The sequence below is a fragment of the Pseudomonas protegens genome, from assembly GCF_013407925.2.
Classification (GTDB): Bacteria; Pseudomonadota; Gammaproteobacteria; order Pseudomonadales; family Pseudomonadaceae; genus Aquipseudomonas; species Aquipseudomonas fluorescens_AP.
In genome coordinates, this window is sequence record NZ_CP060201.1 from 1,951,137 (window position 1) to 1,972,222 (window position 21,086).

14 protein-coding genes are annotated in these 21,086 nt (G+C 64.3%); 4 read left to right on the top strand and 10 right to left on the bottom strand.

Features of this window, described 5'->3' with window-relative positions; all coding sequences use genetic code 11:
* Positions 1-144: 144 nt before the first annotated feature.
* The 4 genes from GGI48_RS09225 to GGI48_RS09240 form a co-directional block, all read right to left on the bottom strand.
* Positions 145-1,251 carry an NADH:flavin oxidoreductase/NADH oxidase gene (locus GGI48_RS09225; RefSeq protein WP_103741027.1) on the bottom strand — a complete coding sequence of 369 codons (1,107 nt, stop codon included), beginning with the start codon at positions 1,249-1,251 and terminating at the stop codon, positions 145-147.
* A gap of 244 nt (positions 1,252-1,495) precedes the next feature.
* On the bottom strand, positions 1,496-1,879 hold the full coding sequence (locus GGI48_RS09230) for a DUF6124 family protein (protein ID WP_179597942.1): 384 nt from the start codon (positions 1,877-1,879) through the stop codon (positions 1,496-1,498).
* 353 nt (positions 1,880-2,232) lie between these two features.
* Positions 2,233-3,942, bottom strand: coding sequence for a single-stranded-DNA-specific exonuclease RecJ (gene recJ / locus GGI48_RS09235; protein WP_179597944.1), 1,710 nt, complete (start codon positions 3,940-3,942; stop codon positions 2,233-2,235).
* Positions 3,943-3,999: 57 nt separating this feature from the next.
* Complete coding sequence (locus tag GGI48_RS09240; protein WP_041116152.1) at positions 4,000-4,542, bottom strand: YaeQ family protein; 543 nt, start codon at positions 4,540-4,542, stop codon at positions 4,000-4,002.
* Between the two features lie 219 nt (positions 4,543-4,761).
* Here GGI48_RS09240 and GGI48_RS09245 point away from each other — a divergent pair, with 219 nt between their 5' ends.
* Together GGI48_RS09245 and GGI48_RS09250 are read left to right on the top strand one after the other, a co-directional pair.
* On the top strand, positions 4,762-6,498 hold the full coding sequence (locus GGI48_RS09245) for a hypothetical protein (RefSeq protein WP_179597946.1): 1,737 nt from the start codon (positions 4,762-4,764) through the stop codon (positions 6,496-6,498).
* Between the two features lie 87 nt (positions 6,499-6,585).
* Positions 6,586-8,316 (top strand): hypothetical protein, encoded by a 1,731-nt coding sequence (locus GGI48_RS09250; protein WP_179597948.1) that lies wholly within the window; start codon positions 6,586-6,588, stop codon positions 8,314-8,316.
* 29 nt (positions 8,317-8,345) lie between these two features.
* Here the strand turns inward: GGI48_RS09250 and GGI48_RS09255 are convergent, their stop codons facing one another.
* The 6 genes from GGI48_RS09255 to GGI48_RS09280 form a co-directional block, all read right to left on the bottom strand.
* The gene (locus GGI48_RS09255; RefSeq protein ID WP_179597950.1) at positions 8,346-9,035 is read right to left on the bottom strand and encodes a phospholipase D-like domain-containing protein; all 690 of its coding nucleotides are present in this window, start codon (positions 9,033-9,035) and stop codon (positions 8,346-8,348) included.
* Between the two features lie 39 nt (positions 9,036-9,074).
* Complete coding sequence (locus GGI48_RS09260; protein WP_179597952.1) at positions 9,075-14,219, bottom strand: DNA repair ATPase; 5,145 nt, start codon at positions 14,217-14,219, stop codon at positions 9,075-9,077.
* Between the two features lie 188 nt (positions 14,220-14,407).
* On the bottom strand, positions 14,408-16,483 hold the full coding sequence (locus tag GGI48_RS09265; protein WP_016963965.1) for a flotillin family protein: 2,076 nt from the start codon (positions 16,481-16,483) through the stop codon (positions 14,408-14,410).
* A 36-nt stretch (positions 16,484-16,519) separates the two neighbouring features.
* The gene (locus GGI48_RS09270; RefSeq protein WP_047284066.1) at positions 16,520-17,161 is read right to left on the bottom strand and encodes an OB-fold-containig protein; all 642 of its coding nucleotides are present in this window, start codon (positions 17,159-17,161) and stop codon (positions 16,520-16,522) included.
* A 66-nt stretch (positions 17,162-17,227) separates the two neighbouring features.
* Positions 17,228-17,923, bottom strand: coding sequence for a PspA/IM30 family protein (locus tag GGI48_RS09275; RefSeq protein ID WP_179597954.1), 696 nt, complete (start codon positions 17,921-17,923; stop codon positions 17,228-17,230).
* 15 nt (positions 17,924-17,938) lie between these two features.
* On the bottom strand, positions 17,939-18,559 hold the full coding sequence (locus GGI48_RS09280) for a YjfI family protein (protein WP_179597956.1): 621 nt from the start codon (positions 18,557-18,559) through the stop codon (positions 17,939-17,941).
* 305 nt (positions 18,560-18,864) lie between these two features.
* Between GGI48_RS09280 and GGI48_RS09285 the strand changes: the two genes are divergently transcribed.
* Together GGI48_RS09285 and GGI48_RS09290 are read left to right on the top strand one after the other, a co-directional pair.
* The gene (locus GGI48_RS09285) at positions 18,865-20,064 is read left to right on the top strand and encodes a CaiB/BaiF CoA transferase family protein (RefSeq protein ID WP_179597958.1); all 1,200 of its coding nucleotides are present in this window, start codon (positions 18,865-18,867) and stop codon (positions 20,062-20,064) included.
* Positions 20,065-20,140: 76 nt separating this feature from the next.
* The gene (locus tag GGI48_RS09290) at positions 20,141-20,992 is read left to right on the top strand and encodes a TIGR02285 family protein (RefSeq protein WP_047301959.1); all 852 of its coding nucleotides are present in this window, start codon (positions 20,141-20,143) and stop codon (positions 20,990-20,992) included.
* Positions 20,993-21,086 lie beyond the last annotated feature (94 nt).

The window sequence follows — 21,086 nt, forward strand, 5'->3', positions numbered from 1 at the left end:
CGCCACCAGGGCCCCAGCGCACACCCCGCCCTCAGGCTTTACGGCCGCTGCGCGACCGAGCGGGAGCAAGCTCCCTCGCCACTGATAGCAAGAAAAACGCCGCTTTATCTCACGATAAAGCGGCGTTTTTTCATTTCCCGATGGCTACTCGCGCAAGTCCGACTCATGAATCGGCTGGTCCCTGTGGGTCGCCCGCTGATACTGCGCCGGCCAGATTGCCTTGCGCCCGCCCAGGTCGTCATCGGCGTGCAGCGGCCAGTAAGGGTCGCGCAGCAGCTCCCGGGCCAGGAAGATGATGTCCGCCTGGCAGGTGCGCAGAATGTGCTCGGCCTGAGCCGGTTCGGTGATCAAGCCCACGGTGCCGGTGGCCATTCCCGATTCCTTGCGCACCCGCTCGGCAAAGCGCGTCTGATAACCCGGACCGGTAGGAATCTCGGCATTGGCCGCAGTGCCGCCGGACGACACATCGATCAAATCCACCCCCAGGTCCTTGAGGCGCCGCGCCAGCTCCACGGTTTCGTCGGGGTTCCAGCCGTCTTCCACCCAATCGGTGGCCGACACCCGCACGAACAGCGGCAGCTCCTCGGGCCACACCCCGCGCACCGCCTCGGTCACCTGCAACACCAGGCGAATGCGGTTTTCGAACGAGCCGCCGTATTGATCCTGGCGCTGGTTGCTCAGGGGCGAGAGAAACTGATGCAACAGGTAGCCATGGGCGGCATGCACTTCCACCACTTTGAAACCGGCCTCCAACGCGCGTTTGGCCGCCTCAACGAAGGCCTGGATGATCTCGCCGATCTGCCCCTCGTCGAGCTGGGTGGGCGGCGTGTGCTGCGGGTCGAAGGCAATCCGCGAGGGCCCCACCGGCACCCAGCCACCGTCCTCGGGCTTGACGCTGCCGGACTTGCCGAGCCAGGGCCGGTGGGTACTGGCCTTGCGCCCGGCATGGGCCAGCTGGATGCCGGCCACCGCGCCCTGGGCGGTGATGAAACGGGTGATGCGCTGCAAGGGTTCGATCTGCGCGTCGTTCCACAGGCCCAGGTCCTGGGCGGTGATCCGGCCGTCGGCGGTGACCGCCGTGGCCTCGGTGAAGATCAACCCGGCGCCGCCGACGGCGCGGCTGCCCAGGTGCACCAGATGCCAGTCGTTGGCCAGCCCGTCCACCGACGAGTACTGGCACATGGGCGACACGGCGATGCGGTTGAGCAGGGTCAGTTGACGCAAGGTATAGGGTTCAAGCAGCAGACTCATGGGGCACCTCTCGATCAATGGTCAGGCTCCAGGGTTCTGTTTGAACGGTCGACGAGTGACTGCGAAGTGAAGCGCCCGCCCCCGCGGGAAGATGGATGACAAAAGGTCACAAGGCCAATCAGACAGTGCTTAGAGACTAGTCGACAACAGTGTCGCTGGCAGGGTTCCTGATGCGTGCCGGGGTAAAAACTTGCCTCCGGACCCAAGCGCTAGCCGCTGCGGCGGGGCAGCGGCTAGCAGAGCGTCAGATTGCAGGCCCCCTGCGATTGCCATCGAGCAAGGCTTCCACCACGCCGCGGGCCATCTCCACCGAATGCACCAGCGACCAGATCAGGCCACGCTCGATGCCGCTGGCGTGCTCGGTGATTTCATCGGACACCTCCTCGGCGGCCTTGAGCAGCATGGACACATGAATCAGCGCTTCTTCGGCACTGATACCGGGGCGCACAGTGAAGGGGTTATCGGGGCCCGCAGAACCAGCGGCGGTGGGTTGCAGCGTCGCGATCAGCGAGCCCTCTACGCCGATATTGGCCAGGGCATGGCGAACCCTTTCATTGGCCAGATCGTGGGCAGGATTACGACGGGAAGAAGGAGGGGAAACAGGCGGATCGGGAACGATCTTTTTCATGGTGTAGCTCCTCGACGATGAAGCCTCCACACCTAACGCTGCTAGACGTTTAAAAGGGTGGCGGCTGTACGCGGGCTAGCAGACCGGGTCGAGGAACCGGTGCGCCCGAAAGCGCCCCCACGCACAGCCGCCATAACAGCACACTGCAAATCTGAATTGCAGTGCTGATGGCATCGCTTGCGTTCGACCCGGGCTGCTATTCCCGATCACTGATAGGCAGTGATGAACCGAGACTAGTCAGCTGAGTAGATCGCCACAAGCGCCCGGGAGTGTCTCGGAAACCCCTTACAAAAGAAAGAGACATACCGCCATCCCGCTTTCCAAAAGTCTGGCGAAACCAGCCGCAGCGTCCCTTAACGCGGTTCGATATGGGCAATCATCAACTGCACGGTTTCCTGGCCACGGAACTCGTTGAGGTCGAGCTTGTAGGCCAGTTCCACCCAGCGAATGGTCGGGTTGGGCCAGACTTCACGGTCGATGCCGAAGGCGATGCCGTCCAGCTTCAGCGAGCCGCATTCGCTGCGTAGCACCACTTTCAGGTGACGCTCGCCGACGATGCGTTGCTCCACCAGTTCGAACACGCCATGGAACATCGGCTCGGGGAAGTGCTGGCCCCAGGGACCGGCGTGGCGCAGGGCGCGGGCCAGTTCCAGGTGGAACTCTTCCACCGCCAGGGTGCCGTCCGACAGCAGGCGCCCGGTGAGGTCTTCTTCGCGCAGCTGGCGCCGCACTTCTTCGTCGAAGGCCTCGGCGAAGGCCGGGAAGTTCTGCTCCGGCAACGACAGGCCGGCGGCCATGGCGTGGCCGCCGAACTTGCTGATCAGTTGCGGATGGCGCGCGGCCACGGCGTCCAGGGCGTCGCGGATATGGAAGCCCGGCACCGAACGCGCCGAGCCCTTGAGCATGCCCTCGCCGGCGTCGGCAAAAGCGATGGTCGGACGGTGGTAACGCTCTTTCAGGCGCGAGGCGAGAATCCCGATCACCCCCTGGTGCCAGTCGGCGTCGAACAGGCACAGACCGAACGGCATCGACTCCACCGGCAGCTCCTTGAGCTGGGCCAGGGCTTCGCGCTGCATGCCCTGCTCGATGGATTTGCGGTCCTGGTTCAGTTCGTCGAGCTGGGCGGCCATGGCCCGCGCGGCGGAAACGTCGTCGCTGAGCAGGCATTCGATGCCCAGGCTCATGTCGTCCAGGCGCCCGGCGGCGTTGAGCCGCGGACCGAGGATAAAGCCCAGGTCGGTGGAGGTGATGCGCGAATGATCGCGCTTGGCCACTTCGAGAATCGCCTTGAGCCCCGGCCGCGCGCGACCGGCGCGAATCCGCTCCAGGCCCTGATGCACCAGGATGCGGTTGTTGGCGTCCAGGGGCACCACGTCCGCCACGCTACCCAGGGCCACCAAATCCAGCAGCTCGCCGATGTTCGGCTGCGGCCGGGTTTCATAGTGACCCAGGCTGCGCAGGCGCGCACGCAGGGCCATCAGCACATAGAAGATCACCCCGACCCCGGCCAGGGCCTTGCTCGGAAACTCGCAGCCCGGCTGGTTGGGGTTGACGATGGCGTCCGCCGCCGGCAGTTCATGGCCGGGCAAGTGGTGGTCGGTGACCAGCACTTGCAAGCCTGCGGCCTTGGCCGCCGCCACGCCTTCGACGCTGGAGATGCCGTTGTCCACGGTGATCAGCAACTGCGGCTCGCGCTGCAGGGCCACGGCGACGATTTCCGGGGTCAGGCCGTAGCCGTATTCGAAGCGGTTGGGCACCAGGTAATCGACATGGGCCGCGCCCAGCAGGCGCAGGCCCAGCACACCCACGGTGCTGGCGGTGGCGCCATCGGCGTCGAAGTCGCCGACGATGAGGATGCGCTGGCGCTGGTCCAGGGCGGTCACCAGCAGGTCCACCGCGGCGTCGATGCCCTTGAGCTGCTGATACGGGATCAGCCGCGCCAGGCTCTTGTCCAGTTCCTCCACCGACTGCACGCCACGGGCGGCATAAAGGCGGGTCAGCAGTGGCGGCAGATCGCCGAGAAAGGGCAGGACGGCGGGCAACTCACGGGGTTCGATACGCATGGGCTAACAGCAACTTCTCTGGGGGGACGGTGGATCGTTCAGGGGCAGAGCGGGCAATCAGCCGCGCTCGCCCAGCAGCCATTCCAGCTGCACTTCGTGCTGGCCGCGATCATCGGTGACGAAGATCGTGCCTTCGCTGATCATCACGTCCCACTTGATGACGCGCGGCATGTCCTTGGCCAGGGTTTCGAGAACGTCCTGGGGTACGCCTGCGATGTTGAGGTTCTTCAGGTTCTTCACCGCGTCCAGCACCCGGGTCTGCCAGACCCGCAGGCTGCCGTAGGCCAGCAGGCTGGTGCGTTCGGTGCGGCGCGAGCACCAGGTCAGGCGATCGGCGTCCGGCTGGCCGACTTCGATCCAGTGCAGCACGCGGTCGTCCAGGCTCTTTTCCCACAGTGCCGGCTCGTCCACATCCGACAGACCCCGACCGAACGACAGGTGCTCGTTGTACCAGAAGGCGTAGGCCAGCAGCCGCACGGTCATGCGCTCTTCAGTTTCCGAAGGGTGACGGGCGATGGTCTGCTTGACGCTTTCATAGACCCCGCGGTCGAGGTCGGTCAGGTTCAGTTCGAATTTGTAGGTGGTGGACGGCTGGGCCATGTGCGGGCTTCTTGAGTGTGCGAAAAGGCGGCAAGTCTAACCCGAAACCTGCCGCCCTGCCCGACCGCTGACCGGCCAGCGGCCCTGGCGCTGAAATCCGCTGAAATGCATTGCCTCGGTAAAGTCGGTTGCCAGCCTGCCGCCCGGGTTTTATAACCCCCGCGCGAATCAGCTGGCGCGCATCGCGCCAACGCCGCAGTTCAATAGAAAAGGACGTCCATGACCCTCTTTGTCACCCTGCTTGTCATCGTGCTGCTGTTCATCGCACTGATTTTGTACTCCCGCCAGAAAACCGCCGATCGAAACGAGGACCTGGAGCTGACCAGCAACCTCACCGCGCAGATCAATCAGACCCTGCTGCTGAGCAAGGCCGAACCGCTGCTGGCGCTGAAACTGGCAGAGACGCTACCCGGCGAAGCCCGGGAACTGGCCTTGCAACTGGTGGCCAGCGAGCTCTACCTGGCAGGCCACAAAACCCAGGCCCGGGAGCTGTACCAGCAACTGCCGCCTCACGCCCGGGACTACGTGCTCAATACCCTGATCGAAACCCTGCTCGACAGCGACGACACCCAGGCCTGCCTGGAACTCCTGGAGAACTGGGGGGAATCCCTGCCCAGCTGGCCGCTGCTGCAAGTGCGTATCCTCCAGGCCCGTGGCGAACAGGAGCGGGCCCTGGCCGTGCTGGGCGAACTGAGCGACCCGCGCCAAGCGGCCGCCCATGAACGCCAGAGCATCGGCAACCTGCTGATCCTGGCGCGCCTGCAGCATCAGGCCGGGATGCAGGACGCGGCGCTGGTCAGCGTCGAGCTCGCCTGGTCGGCGTTTGACCAATCCGAGGACGGCCATCGCCAGTCAACGCTGCGCAGCCTGTTCGAAGCCTGCGCAACCCTGGGTCAGTTCGACACGATCCTCACCCGCGCCGCGCCCCTGCCGGCAGAAGAACGGGCCCAGGCAGTCGCCGCCCTGATCCAGGCCGGTCAACTGGACGCTGCCCTCAACCTGCTGGCCCCCATCAGCGAAGACCTCTACTCCACCACCCACAGCGAACTGATGGACCTGGCCCTGGCCCTTCCTCCCATCGACAACGCCCTGCGCCTGCTGGAGAAGGCCCCCGACCTGCATCGCTACAGCCTGCTGCTGAGCCTGCTGAGCCATCTGGCGACACAAGGCCGGACCGCAGAGGCCGAAGCGTTGCTGCTGAGCCTGGAACCTGAACATAGCCAGCATCCGGGGCTGATGCTCAGTCTCTGTGAGCAGCACCACGCCACCCAGCCGCAATGGGCCGAGGCACTGCTGGCCAAGGCGCTGCAACAGATCGACGGTTACAAGAATGACCAGGAGTTCTGGAGCGGCATGCGCATGCAGGCCCTGTACACCCAGCTACAGCTGCAAAGCCGACTGCCGGCCCATCGCCGGGACAGTTGGCTGGTGCGCAGCAGCCTTGAGGAATGGCAGCGCTTGCATCAGCAGCAAGACGGCGAACAGCAATTGCTGTGCATTCGCGAGCAGACCAGGCTGCTGCACGACCTGGGGCAGACCGCCCAGGCCAGGACCCTGCTGGAGCAGGCCCTGGCATTGCTGGATAGCGACCGCCTGCCGGAGGTCGATGAAATGGACAAAACCTTCTACCTGGAGGACATCGCCAGCGCCTACCTGAGCATCGACGAGGCGCAGCAGGCCCAGGCCCTGCAGGATCGATTGCACAGCCTGGAGGCCGGTAGTCGCGACCTGGAAGAGGACCTGCTGCTCAATCACATCGAGCACCAGCGCTACGCCCAGGCCATCGAAGCCCTGAACCTGAGCGTCCTGCTCAGCGACAAGAAGCCGCTATCACGCCTGTATCAGGCCCTGGAGGAGCTGCACCAGCGCGCCCCCGAGCGCGCCGCCGAACTTCAGCAACAACTGATGGAGCGGTTCAGCAGCGGGCAGGCCTGGCGCACCTCTCAGGCGAATTGACTCAGCGGCCTTTTGCGCGCCCCCAACGGGGCGCTGTGTTGGCGTCCAGAGTCTTGAGCCGTTCTCGCCCCCAAGGAAAGCCGAATCATGGAAGTGCTTATCATCCTGCTGCTCATCACCGGCGTGATCTCGCTGCTGGTGGTCTATGCCCACAAGGGCAGCAGCAATGACCAGGGCAGCAGCCCGGGCATCAACCTGGACGAGGAGGCGCAGATCAATCGCGCCGCGTACCTGAGCGCCGTCGAACCGCAGGTGGCCCTGCAACTGGCCCAGCGCCTGACGGGCAAAGCCCGGCAACAGGGGCTGCTGCAGATACCCGCCGCGCTGTATCGGCAAGGCAACCAGGCCCAGGCTCTGGAAGTCCTGGCCGAGCTCGACGAAACCTACCAGCCCATGGCGCTGTACCGACTGCTCGAAACCCTGCTCGACGAGGACGGCCCGCAGGCGGTGCTGAGCCTGTTGGAGCGCCTGCATCAGCCCCTGCCGTCAGCACCCCTGCTGCGCATCCCACTGTTGGTGGCCCGCGGTGAACTTGAGCAGGCCCGCGCCTTGCTGGTGACCTTCGGTGTCGAGCAGTTGAACCAGGGCTGTGCCGGTGAGCACCGGAAGTTGGCGACCCTGCAACGCAGTGTGGGACAGGCCGAGCAAGCCGCCATCAGCCTCGGCCTGGCCTGGCAACTGCTGCTCAAACAGCCGGCCGACGAACTGGACCCGTATGAACTGGAACAGACCCTGCGCGAGTACCGTGCCCAGGGGCAGGACGCGCAGTTCCCGGCCATGGCCGCGCAATTGCCCGCGTCGGCCCAGATCATCGTCGTGGTCTTGCTGATGCAAGCCGGGGAATTCGACGCCGGGTTCGAACTGCTGGCGCAGAACCCCGAGCCCGAGGACTACTGCGGCTACCCAGCGCTGCTCAAGCTGATCCTGGACGCCAGCCGCCCGGACCTGGCGGCGCAGCTGATCGCGCAGGTGCCGGTGAGACACGCCAGCGAGATGCTGCTGAGCCTGTTGCACTGGCATGTCGCGCGCCATGAGCTGGCCGAGGCCGAGGCGGCCTTGCAGGCCTGCGCGATCGCGCCCTCGCAGCGTCTGTGGTGCCTGCTCTCTCTGTGGCGCACCTACCTTGAGGAGCACCCGCATTGGTGCGCCCACCTGCTGGAGCAGGCCCTGCTGACACTGGAGACCTGGCGTGGCGCTGAGCAATGGCCGTGGCATCGCCTGCTGATCGTGGAAACCCAGTTGTGGGTGCAGGCGGCCCTGGCGCCCCAGCGCCGCGACAGCGAGCTGATCCGCAACGGTCTTGAGGAAGTGGCGCTCCTCAACACCCAGCTCGAATATGCCGATCGCCCGGTGAAACAGGCAGCACAGGCCAAATTGCTGCACGACCTGGAACAGACCCGGCAAGCCATCGAACTGCTGGACCAGACCGTGCAAGCGCTCGACGACGAAGCTCAGAATGCGGCGCTGGATCCAGCGGAAAAAAACTACCACCTGGCACAGCTGGCACTGGTCTACCTCTACATCGACGAGCAGGCAAAGGCCGCCGAGCTCAAGAGCCGCCTGGAACAGAACGTTTCCTATGCCAGCCAGTTAAGCCACGCCACGCTGCTGAACCATATCCGCCAGCAACGTTTCGAAGAAGCCATTGCCGGCCTGGAACTGGGCAGCCTGTTTAACAGCGAAAACCCGCTGCAGCAGTTGCACCTGGCCCTGGAAACCCTGAGCCAGAGCGCCCCGGAACAGGCCCATAGGTTGCGCCAGAAACTCCTCGACAGGCTGGCCGACGACAGCCTCTGGAGTCAGCCGAACGCCGCCTGAGGCCGGGTGCTGGCCCGCCGCTGCACGCCTTAACGCGGCGCGTAGCGGGCCCAGAGCTCGTTGAACTCCTTGAGGTAACTGGCCACCAGTTGCGGATGGTCGATCACCAGCAGGTTTTCCTCATTACCGGTGGTGGCGCTGCGGGTCCAGTTGAAGCTGCCGTTGAGCAGGGTCCGGCCATCGAATACGGCGAACTTGTGGTGCATGTGGAACGGCGTGTCGTCGATCCGCACCGGCACCCCGGCTTCGCGTAGCGCGGCGATATCGCTGCCGACGTCGTACTGTTTTTCGCTGTCGCTGATCACCCGCACGGCCACGCCGCGCTGGTGGCAGGCGCGGATTTCGTCGCTCAGTTGATCGTCGGAAATGGTGAACACGCAGATATCCACCGAGACTCGCGCCTGGCGGCACAGGTCGCGGATCTTGCGCCGGCAATCCTCGCCCGGGCTGAAGTGGGCGCTGGCCATGTCGCGCACCGGGGCGCTGTGGGTGTCCAGGGTCTTGATCACCTGCTCCAGCCATTTCAGCGCCGGCAGCACATTGGCGCTGTCTGTCAGCGCCAGCTCGCGCACCAGATCAAAGGCCCGGTTGCGCAGGTAGCGCACCTGGTCGCTGCTCAGTTCGCTGCCCAGCTGGCGCAGTTCGTCGCGTTCTTCGTTGCTCAGTTTCAGGTCCAGCAGGCTGTCGCGCAGTTGCTGGTCCAGGTGGGCAAAATCCATGTCGTGATCCTTGGCTGTGCGCCGGCAAGCCGGCAGCGGCTATTGGGGGTCCTTGAGGGTGGGCACATCGCCGTGGCTGAGCATGCGGCTCAATTCGTCCACACGCGTGGCGATGTCGCCGATGCGCTGGTGGCTGTGCAGGTCGACGTCGATCTTCTTGTGCATGACCTTGATCAGTGGCAGGAAGCTGTTCTCCAGGTGCTCGGAGAGGTTTTCCAGCACTTCGCGCAGGTCATGCTGCTGCGCGGGTCGGGCCAGGCCGCGCACGCCTTCCACCAGATCGTTGAGCTGGGCCACGACCCGGGTGCCGACATCGCTGTCGCTGCCGCCCATGGAGCGGTTGCGCACGAAGTCGCGCTTGATCTGGGCCCAGCGCTCGCTCTGCTCCGGGGTCTGGTTACCCCGCAGCTCGGCGAGCTTGAGCAGGTTTTCCTCGGCGCCGGTGGTCAGCAGCTGGGATTCGCCCTGGTAGTGGTCGGCCAAGAGTTGCAGCAGCTCGGCGTCGTTCATCACCGCCGAGATCTTCTCGGCCATCTTGTTCATGTTGCGGTAGCTGCCTTGCAGCTTGAACGGCGGCTCGCTGCGGTACTGGTCGGCCTGGGCGGCGCTGGCGATGTACTGCTGGTTGACCCGCAGCACCACGTCGCGCACCTGCATCAGGCGTTGCAGGGTGGTGGTGATTTCGTTGATCTCGGCGCCGCTGTAGCTGTGGCTCAGCTCGTTGCTGGAGAAGGCCTTGCCTTCGGCCTTGGCGACGAAGCGGTAGACGTCCGCCATGTCGCGGGTGGCCAGGGGCGCCAGCACCGGGTTGGAAGTCAGGCCGTTCTCGATGTAACTCAGGGCGAAGGCTTCCTGCATGCCGCCCAGGGTGTCGCCGAGGTTATAGATGTCGGCCCGGTTGGCCAGCATGTCGGGGATCTTGAACACTTCGCCGGACTCGGTGTACGGGTTGCCCGACATCACCACGCAGAACTTCTTGCCGCGCATGTCGTAGGTCTTGGTGCGGCCTTTCCACACGCCTTCGATGCGTCGGGTGCCGTCGCACAGCGAGATGAATTTCTGCAGGAATTCCGGGTGGGTGTGCTGGATGTCGTCGACATAGAGCATCACGTTGTTGCCCATCTCCAGGGCCAGGTTGAGCTTCTCCAGTTCCTGGCGCGAAGTGGCGTCCGGCGCCTGGGCCGGGTCCAGGGAACGCACCTGGTGACCCAGGGCCGGGCCGTTGATCTTCATGAAGATCAGGCCCAGGCGGTGGGCGACGTATTCCATCAGGGTGGTCTTGCCGTAGCCCGGTGGCGAAATCAGCATCAACAGGCCCATCAGGTCGGTGCGCTTGTTCTCGCCCACGGTGCCCATCTGCTTGGCCAGGTTGTCGCCGATAAAGCCCAGGTACACATCGTTGATCAGCTTGTTGCGCACGAACGAACTCAGCGGCCGCGGCTTGAATTCGCTCAGGCGCAGGGCCGAGCGCTCACGACTGATGATGCCCTGGCGCAGCGCCTGGTAACGCTGCAGGCCGGGCAGGAACTGCTCGCGGTGGGCCCGCAGGCGGGCAAAGAAACCGTCCACGGTGAGGGACAGGCTGCGCTCCTGGATGCGCGGGTGTTCGCCCATCAGGTTGTCGACCTTGAATCGCAGGTCGACTTCGGTGATGCGCTTGGCAAAGTCTTCCCGCAGCAGCGACAGGGCCACCGCCTCGGGCACGTAGTCGCTCCATTCGGCGAACTCGCCTTCGGCACACAAGGCCGAGAGCCAGTTGCCGGCCAGCGCCCACTGCGCGGCGGGGCGCTCGGCCAGCTGGGCCAGGGCCTGCTGGTAGTCGTCCCACATGCGTGCGCCTTGCAGGCGCAAGTTCAGGGCTTCCTGCAGTTGCTTGGCGTATTTGCTGAAGGTGAATTCGATGCGCTCCGCCGCCAGCTCCTGCACCAGGTATTCGGCGGCTTCCGGCAGCAGTTCCGCCGGCAGGCTGAAGGCCTGCTGCTGGCGCCAGTCCTGCAGCGCCAGGAAGATTTCTTCCTGCAATTGCAGCAAGCCTTCACGACGGCCGAACAGTTGCTGGATATGCCGGCTGGTGCGAGCCCGTTCGGCCCATTGCTGCGGTTGCGGCGAGTGCTGCTGGCGGTCCCAGAACAGCGCGGCGAAGGCCCGCGCCGCCGCGCCGAAGCGCAGCAGGCCGGCGCTGTCGCGCAGCGGTAGCAGTTGCAGCAGGATCGCCGCCGCATCGTGGTCGTGAATGCCCTTCTCGTAGCCTTCCTTGTAGCGCGGCGCGGCAAAATCACGGATCACCCGCGCCAGTTCTTCAGGCTGCGCCAGCAAGGGTTTCAGGCTTTCCAGGCTCAGGCCCTCCTGGCCCTGGTCGGCGGCGTCCAGCACTTGCCCGGCCAGGTATTCGGCGCGGTACAGCTGGGCCGATTCCGACTCCAGGGCCACCTGCCAGAAGTCGCGCAGGGCTTCCAGCTCGGGGTCGCGCAGGGGTTCGAGGAAATCCGTGCCGGTCAGGTGCAGGTGCAGTTCATCGCCCCGGGGCATCAGGGTCAGGTCCAGCTCCTGGGTGTTGACGCTGAAGCGGTGGCGCGGCCCCAGCTTGATGACGTTGCCGCCCTCTTCGAACAGCTCGGTCTTGTCGCGCAGGGCGCGCACCGCCTGATCCCGGGCGCCCTTGAGGCGCGACTCGACATCGTCGGCCTTGACGCTGTCCTTGAGCTCGCGCAGGCGCTCGGCCAGCTCCCGCAGCTTGAGGATCAGCGGGTCAGCGGCGAAGAACGCATTGAGCTCCTCGGCCTGGGTGAACTTGGCGGTGCGCCGGCCGAGGCTGTCGAGGATCCGCCGCGCCGCGTCCAGCAGGCCCTGGGCCTTGCGCTGGCGCTCGTCGAGCAGCGATTGCTTGTGGGCCTCGAAGGTTTCCAGCAACTCCTCGCGCTTGCCGAGGATGTCGCCGAGGAACTGTTCGTGATCGCCAAAGCGGCTTTCCAGCTCCTCCAGTTGCACCAGCAAGCGCGACAGTTGCTCGTCGCAACGCTCGGGGTCCTGGGCCTGGGCCAGGGCGTTGGTGATGCCCTGGCTGAAGAGTTTGAACTGGGCGCCGAACTGGGCCACGGTCTCGGTCGAGCCCAGGCCCTTGCGCCGTTGCTCGGCGCGGGCCTTGGCCTGGTTCAGGCGGGCGTAGATCTGCGAGATGGATTCGATGATCCGGGTGCGCTGGGTGGCGTCGTCGATCTGTAGCGAGGCCATCAGGCTCGACAGCATGTCCAGATCGCCGGCCATGGCTTGCAGAGCGCCCAGGGGCTCACTGAGCTGGGCCACGGTTTCGGCTTTCTGCGCCTGGGCGTCGAGGGTTTCCAGCTGGGTGACGAAGGGTTGCAGGGCCTGGTCGCTGGCGAGGAAGGTCGCAGTGCCGGCGGCGGTGCGTTCCTGGGCCTTGAGCAGCTCGGCTTCCATGGCGTCGATGCGCGCCACGTCGATGTAGCGGTAGTCGCGAATGGTCAGCAGCAGGCCGCGCTGGGCGGTGATGCCGTTCAGCGCATCGACGAAGCTCTGCACCTGATCCCAGCTGTCCACCAGCAGGCTGTCGAGCAGGGTTTTCTGCTTGGCCTCGGCGGCCACCATGGCCTGGTCCGACTGACGGCGGATGCTTTCGACTTTCTCGTACTCATCCAGCACCAGCTCCGAGGTGGACGCCACTTCCCGCAGCAGCGGCGCCAGGCCGTCCAGCTCGGCGCTGCCCAGCCAGTGGTACACATCGAACAGGCGCCGGGTGTTCTGGCACAGCAGCGAATAGCGCTGCACCGACACCGCCGGGGTGTCGATCTCGCGGCACAGGTCGTAGAGGTCGGACACGCTGCGCACCAGTTCGGCATTGCCGATGCGCCCGAGGAAACCGCTGCGGGTCGGTTGCCGCGCGGCGTATTCCTCGGTGAAGAATGGCGTCTGCCAGACCTGCATCGGGTGCACCCGGGTCGGCTCGTCGCCTTCGGCGGCGAAGATCACCATGCGCCCGTCTTCCAGGCGCGCGTAGCCGTGGCCGAACAGCGGGTTCTGCAACTGGCGGTTGATCATGTTGTAGGTCAGCAGCACCGAGCGGCCCTGCTCCGGGTGGTAGAAGATGTACTGCACATCTTCACCATTGGGCGAGCGCACCGAGCGCTTGAAGCGCATGCCGTCCATGGACTGTTCGAAGGTTTTGTACTCGCCGCTCTGCAGGTAATAGCCGCCAGGGAAGATGATCCCGTGGTCTTCCGGCAGTTGCACGCAGGCCAGGCCGATGGCGTCGATGCGCTCCACCTGGCGGGTCAGGCTGTTGAACACCAGATAGCGCCACTGCTCTTCGCGGTACGGCAGGACCTTGAGCAGGATCAGGCTGCCCAGGCGGGCGAATTCGATCTGCGAGTCGTCCAGGGACTGGGTCTTGTCCAGCACCTCTTCGCGGTAGATGCCCAGGCCCGACTCGGTGTTGTTCTCGACCTTGATGGTCAGGTCGCCGCCGATGGTTTCGACGAACACCGTGTCGAGGATGTTCAGGTGCGGGAAGCGGCCTTCGACCACCATCTCGCGGGTGGCCTTCTTCCATTCGAAATCGAAGGGTGCCGGCAGGGCGATATCCCGCTCGCCACGGTTGTCGATGTAACGGACTTCACGCCCGTCCACCGAGATCGACCAGCGGAACACCCGCACATCGGTGACGCGCTCGCCGATCTGGAAACTCGCCAGCAGCTTGCCGTCACGGATCGCCAGTTGCAGCAGGCGGGTGTTCTTGTAATAGGTGTAAAGCTCGTTGAAATCGTTGAGGAAGCCCTGGGCAGAAAGGAAACTGCCTTCCAGGGGCACGGGTTCGGCTTCGTAGCCTTCGCCCTCTTCCACCAGCCGGTAGAGGGAAAACACGTCGGCGACGCTGGTTTCCTTCTTCAGGCCGATAAACACGTTGTAGCCGAACAACAGGCAGTCGCCGACCTGGACGATGTCCCGGGCGATGCAGTTGTTCTCGGTGCGGATGCGCACCCGCCCGACCACTTCCATGCGGCTGTTGCCGAACTCGTCGAGACGCCTCTGGTTGAGGTCGTCGGTGGTGGCCCGCAGGCGCTGGCCCTGGTCCAGCAGGCGCTTGTGCAGCACCTCATAGGCGCCGCCTTCGGCGACAGCCTTGTCCAATACGTCCTGCGGGGGAGTTGCGACTTGAGCGTCCGACATCGTGGCCTTCCTGGATCTACGGCGGTGTGCAAAAAAAGCGGGCTCCTCAAACCTGGAGCCCGGTGCCCGACACGGACCTGCAGCGGAGCTGCGCCAGACACTTGAGGACCATCAGGCCCTCAAGGGCTGCGCCTCCTGCGGAGTCGTTCGCAGCCTTCGGCAGCGGCTACAGGTGTGCCAGGTGTGGGTCAGGCTTCGGCAGACGGCGCGTCGGCCTTGCGCGAGACGGCAGCGGCCGCCAGTTCAGCGGCAACCGCCGGGGCGCCCTTGCCATTGAGCAGGCGTGCCAGGACGTCCTGGACCACCGGGCTCTTGCCCACCACGCCCTCGATGGCCTTGCCCACCGACAGCGACTTGGCGAAGGAGTTGAAGAAGTCGCCTTCGCCGCCAACGATCTCGATCTTGGCCTTGCTCAGAGCAGCCGAGAGCACTTCGGCCTGGTCCTTGGCGATGTCCTTGTTGGCGGCGATGGCGGCCATCGCTTCCTCGAAGTTCTTCTCCAGTTGCATGCGGAACTCTTCGTGCTGACGCGCGCTGTCGCTGAGGGAATCCAGGGCACCGAACTTCTTGCCCAGACCTTCGGCTTCGGCGTTCAGGCGTTGCAGCAGCACTTCGGCTTCGGCCGAACCCAGGTCCTTGGTGGCCTTGGCCTTGGCCGCGCCCAATTGCTCTTCGCCACGGGCCTGGGCCCCGAGTTTCTCTTCCATGACCTTGGCTTCGGCCAGGCCGTCCTTCTCTTTGGCAGCCGCCTGGGCTTCCATGATGCGGGCGTCGGCCAGGCCTTTTTCCTGCTCGCCGCGAGCTTCGGCAATCAGTTGCTCGGTGCGTACGCGGGCTTGAGCCAGGCCTTCTTTTTCCTGGGCCGCCGCGGTGATTTCCAGCACCCGGGCATCGGCCAGGCCAGGCGCGGCGCGCTCGGCTTCCAGGCCTTCGGCCAGGCGCTTCTTGGCTTCGGCCTGCTTGGCCGCCGCTTCCAGTTCGGCCTGGGCCAGGTTGTTGATTTCCACCGCCTTGTGCTTGGAGCGGGTTTCGTCGGCTTCGGCCTGTTTGACCTGGCGCACCAGATCCTGCTCGGCTTCGGCCTGGGCCTGGATCACCACCACTTGCTTGGCGCGCTCGGCTTCGGAGACTTCGCGTACTTCCTTGATCCGCTCTTCTTCCTGGGCCACGGTCTTCTCCACCGCGACCCGCTCACGGATCACCGTGGCGATGTTCTTGCGCTGCTCTTCCAGGGCCTTTTCTTTCTCGATGCGTTGCAGTTCCACTTCACGCTCGCGGGCCACCACTTCCAGGTCCTTGGCGCGGGTGACTTTCTCCACCTCGATGACCACCGCGCGCTGGCGGTTCTGCTGGGCCACTTCGACTTCGCGCTGATGGTTCTCGGTGCGCACGTCGATTTCCTGCTGCGCCTGAATGCGCGCCTGTTCGGCCTTCAGCCGCTCTTCTTCCTTGACCTTGGCGGTCTCGGCTTCTTCGCGGGCGCGGATGGTTTCGATCTCGCGCTTCTGCCGCGCCTCGGCATCGGCCTGCTGACGTTCGAGGGACAGGGAGGCTTCGCGAGTCTCGACGTTCTTTTTCTGGATCGCCAGTTCCTGGTTGCGCTCCAGTTCGTTGGTGATGACGTTCTGCGCCGCGGTCAGCTCGGTGATCTTGCGGATACCCTCGGCGTCGAGAATGTTGCTCGGGTCCAGGGAGTGCTTGGCGGTCTGTTCCAGGTAGTCGATGGCCACGTCTTCCAGCACATAGCCGTTGAGGTCGTTGCCGATGATCTCGATGATGCGGTCGCGGAAGTCCTGGCGGTTCTCGAACAGCTGGACGAAGTCGAACTGCTTGCCCACGGTCTTCAGCGCTTCGGAGAACTTGGCGTTGAACAGCTCGTTGACCGCGGCGCGGTCGGAGGCACGGTCGACACCGATGGCCTTGGCCACCTTGAGCACGTCTTCCTGGGTTTCATTGACCCGCAGGTAGAAGGCCACGGTGATGTCGGCGCGCATGTTGTCGCGGCAGATCAGACCATCCTTGGCCCGACGGTCGACTTCCAGGGTGATCAGCGAGATGCGCATGAACTCCTTGAGGTGGATGACCGGGTACACCAGGGCGCCGGTGAAGTGCACCTTGGGCGTCGAGGACATGTCGTTGACGATCAGCGCCGTGCCTTGGGGGACCTTGATGTAGAAGGCCTTGAACAGGGCCAGCAGGCCGAAGACCACCAAGACGACGAGGCCGATCCCGAGCAGGATGGGCAGCAGCGACGGTAAATTCATGCAATCAATCTCCTTTGATTCTGAGGAAGCCCGGGCTCAGAGGCCGCGAAACTCGTCCTCGGTAATGACCCGATAGGCGTGTTGCGCCTCCAGATACTCCAGTAACACGACGCGATCGCCGCGTTTGAAAGCTCGTGCCTCATCGGCACGCACACGCAGGATCAGGCCCGCGCCGCCGTTCTCGAGCACGGCTTCGCCGTGTTCCAGGGTGACTCTGCCGCTGCGTACCACGGCGGTCTGCCCCAGCACCGACTGGCTGCTGGTGGCTTCCATCTTGTGAAACAGCGGACGCAGCGGGCGACAGATGGCCGCGCTGATGGGCGCCGCCAGGAACAGTGCAAGCACTGCCAGCAACAGGCCCAGGGGATAGCGCAGCCAACCCAGGGGCAGGTGGCTGAGGACGTAGAGTTCGGCGAAGTAGGTCAGGAACCAGCTGAAGAACATCAGCAGGGTCAGCACCAGGGTGACCGGCACCCCGTTGAGCTTGAACTTGATCAGCAGCCCGGCCAGGCCTTCGCCGGCATGGGCGCTGTCGAGCAGCGAATCGGCCTCGAAGTCCAGCAGATCGACTTCAAGCATGCCCATGGCCACCACGGCCCAGTAGATCACCGCCAGGCAGAGCATGAAGCTGAACAGCACTGTGGGGAACGACAACACTGTCTGCAGGAAGATTTCCATTGCTTTCCTATCCCTGAAAAAGCCGGGCAAGGCCCATCGGCCCCGCCCCTACAACACAACGGTGAATCAGGACTTGTTACGATCCTTGAGGCGCGCCAGCACGCTGTCGGCGCTGGTGCTGCCGGCGACGATCCCGGCTTCGCGCAACTTGGCGTCCAGGGCATCGTCGGGGTTGCTGGTGCTGGCCAGTTCCGCTGCGGCTTCCATCTTCGCCGCACGCTCGGCCTGCTTCTGCTTGATCCGCTCCAGGGACTCCACCGCGGTGTGCAGCTTGCTCTGTGAGCCGCCGTAGCGCTGGGCCACGGCCTGCTGAGCCTTCTGCACGCTCTCGGTGGCCTTGACGGTATCCACCTGTTGTTTCAGATGTTTGATATTGCCTTCGGCCTGGGTCACGGCCTTGCGCAACTGGGCCACGCTGGCGGCGAAACCGTCGGCCTGCTCGCGCTCCACGGCCAGGTCGTTTTCCAGGTTGGCGATTTTCTGCGCCACTTCCTGGGCGAGCGGTTCGTTCCCCGACTCCAGGGCCTTGAGGGCGTAGCTTTCATACTCGGCGATCTTCGCCGCGCTGCCGTTGGCGCGCTCGGCGGCGAGTTTCTGCCGGGCCATGATCTCGGCCAGGGCTTCCTTGGACTTGCGCAGTTCCTGATCGGCGTCGCGGATTTCCTGATCGAGAATCCTCAGCGCCTGACTGTCCACCAGGGCCTCGCCCGCTTCATTGGCACCACCGCGCAGGGCGGTGAGCAACTTGCTCCATACGTTCATGTGCATTCCTCCAGGTCAGGCCTGAGCCTTCAGGTAGCCTTCGTAGGCCTCGGTAGCCCTGATCACGTTGCTGGCCAGGGTTTCGATCTCGTACAGCACGTTGGAGAGGATCGAGGTGGCGCTGAGCGCACCGAACATCATGTAGAAGCGCTCGCCGCCCAAGCCGGTTTCCAGGCCGATGCTCGACAGCGGGAACAACTGGCGGCTGAGCAGCACTTCTTCGTTGAAGGCCTGCACATCGGTGACTTTGCTTTGCGGCCAGAGCAGGGCTTCGACCAGGATCTGCTCGCCGGACAGGGCGACGAACAGCGGCAGGTCGCCGTATTCGCGCATGGTCACGTGCAAGCTCGGCTCGGCGCCTTCAAGCAGTTCAACGCTGGCTTCGCCGCTGCTGAACAACTCGGTGGCCATCAGGGCCTGGCACAGCGATCGGGCATTCCAGATCTGCGGCATGCTCATTTCTCCATCCTTTTCCACAGGAGCCAGCCCTTCGAAGGGCTGACGCAGTTTGCGTTCAACCGCCAGCAACGCCTGGGCGTTCTCCGGCAGTATCCAGACTTCCTTTTTCACCAGGCCCTGATCACGCAGGCGCTGGCGGAATAAACGTTGGTAATGGGCTGAGGATTTGTTTTCCATGGCGCACAGACTAGAGCATCACATGTAAGAAGTTCAATTCATTACATGTAAGTTTTTGACCGGGTATTTGTAACGAGATTTATCAGAAATGCCACTCAGGCAAGCGTCACGGGCATAGACCAGATTGCGTCCTTTGCAAGGGCTTTTTCTCGAACGGCGTCATTAAACCCGTCACGAAAGGGAATGAGAAGCACAATTATCCCTTCATCCACCTGGAAATAATGAATAAAGGCCAACGCCGGGCGCTGCCTTAATGGCAACCAATGGTCTAGGCTAGGCGGATTTTCCTGCCCAGCGGATGCCCCATGAACAGTCTCAGCAAGCCCCTCGCCGGATTGAAAGTGATCGAACTCGGCACCCTGATCGCCGGCCCCTTCGCCTCGCGCATCTGCGCCGAGTTCGGTGCCGAGGTGATCAAGGTCGAGTCCCCGGACGGCGGCGATCCGTTGCGCAAGTGGCGCAAGCTGTATGAAGGCACTTCGCTGTGGTGGTTCGTCCAGGCCCGCAACAAGAAATCCCTGACCCTGAACCTCAAGCACCCCGAAGGCCTGGCAGTGCTCAAGCAGCTGCTGGGCGAAGCGGACATCCTGATCGAGAACTTCCGCCCCGGCGTGCTGGAGAAACTCGGCCTGGGCTGGGACGTGCTGCACGCCCTGAACCCGAAACTGGTGATGGTGCGCCTGTCGGGCTTCGGCCAGACCGGACCGATGAAGGACCAGCCGGGCTTCGGCGCCGTAGGCGAATCCATGGGCGGCCTGCGCTACATCACTGGCTTCGAGGATCGTCCGCCGGTGCGTACCGGGATCTCCATCGGCGACTCCATCGCCGCCCTGTGGGGCGTGATCGGCGCCCTGATGGCCCTGCGTCATCGCGAGGTCAACGGTGGCCAGGGGCAAGTGGTGGACGTGGCGCTGTACGAGGCGATCTTCGCCATGATGGAAAGCATGGTTCCGGAGTTCGACGTGTTCGGCTTTATCCGCGAGCGCAGCGGCAACATCATGCCCGGCATCACCCCGTCTTCGATCCACACCAGCCTGGACGGCAAACATGTGCAGATCGGCGCCAACGGCGACGCGATCTTCAAGCGCTTCATGCTGCTTATCGGCCGCGACGACCTGGCCAACGATCCCGCCCTGGCCAGCAACGACGGACGCGACACCCGCCGCGACGAGCTGTACGGGGTGATCGATCGCTGGGTGGCGTCCCTGCCCCTGGAACGGGTGCTGGAGCAACTGAATCAGGCCGAAGTCCCGGCCAGCCGGATCTTCAGCGCCGAAGACATGTTCAACGACCCGCAATTTCTGGCCCGGGAAATGTTCCTCCAGGCCAAGCTGCCGGACGGCAAGGCCTTCAAGATGCCCGGCATCGTGCCGAAACTCTCTGAGACGCCCGGCTCCGCGGACTGGGTCGGGCCCGAGCTCGGCGAACATTCGGCCGAGGTCCTGGCAGGCCTGGGCTACAGCAGCGAACAGATCCAACACTTGCGCAACTCTGGGGCAATCTAACCTGAAACAGCCGTCTCACACCGACGCTCCACAACCGGCACATCGACGCTCGAACCCCGGCCCTGGCCGACTGACGATGGCGCTCGCGGCGTGCCTGCTGTGGTTGCCCTGCACACCCGGCCACGCCGGGGAAATGCTCACCTGGCTGTTGCGCGACCTGCCCCCCTTGAATGTGTTCGAAGGCCAGCAGAAGGGCCGCGGGGTCGTCGACCTGCTGATGCCGCAACTGATCGCCAGCCTGCCCGAGTACCAGCACGAACTGGTCCGGGTCAATCGCGCCCGAGGCATGCAAATGCTGCGCGAGCCCAGCTTCACCTGCGACCCGGCGCTGATCTGGAGCAAGGAGCGCGCGCAGTGGGTCGCCTTCTCCATCACCAGCTTTCGCGTATTGAGCAATGGCCTGGCGATCCGCCGCGCCGACCGCGCGCAACTCGCGCACTTCCTGCACGATGGCAAGGTCGACCTGCGTGGCCTGCTCGAAAGCAGCAAGGAACTGATTGGCGTGGTAGCCGAGCGCAGCTACGGGCAACAGCTCGACAACCTGCTACAACAAGTGTCGCCCCAGCAGATTCGCGCCCACTATGGCAACGATGCCCTGGGCAGCCTGCTGCAGATGCAGCGTCTGGGCCGCCTGCAACTGCTCCTGGGCTACTGGCCGGAAATCCGCTATCAAGCCGTGCAGCAGGGGATCGACCCGCAGGATCTGGAGTTCTTTGCGATCGAAGGCACCAGCAAGTATCAGGAAATCCACGTCGGCTGCTCCGACACCCCGGAGGGCAGGCAGGCCATTACCCGAATCAACCAGGCCCTGCTCAAGCTGCGCGAAGAGCAGTTGGTGGAGCTGTATGCCGCCTGGCTGGACCCCGGAATGCGCGACGAATACCGCGCTGACGCCCGCATCTACTTCCAGGACCTGCACGACCACTGACAAATCCCGGGCAAAAAGAAACCCCGAGAAGTGGGGAGACGACTCGGGGTTAAACGCGGTCTTTGACGACCGGTATCAGCCGGCTACAAGCACC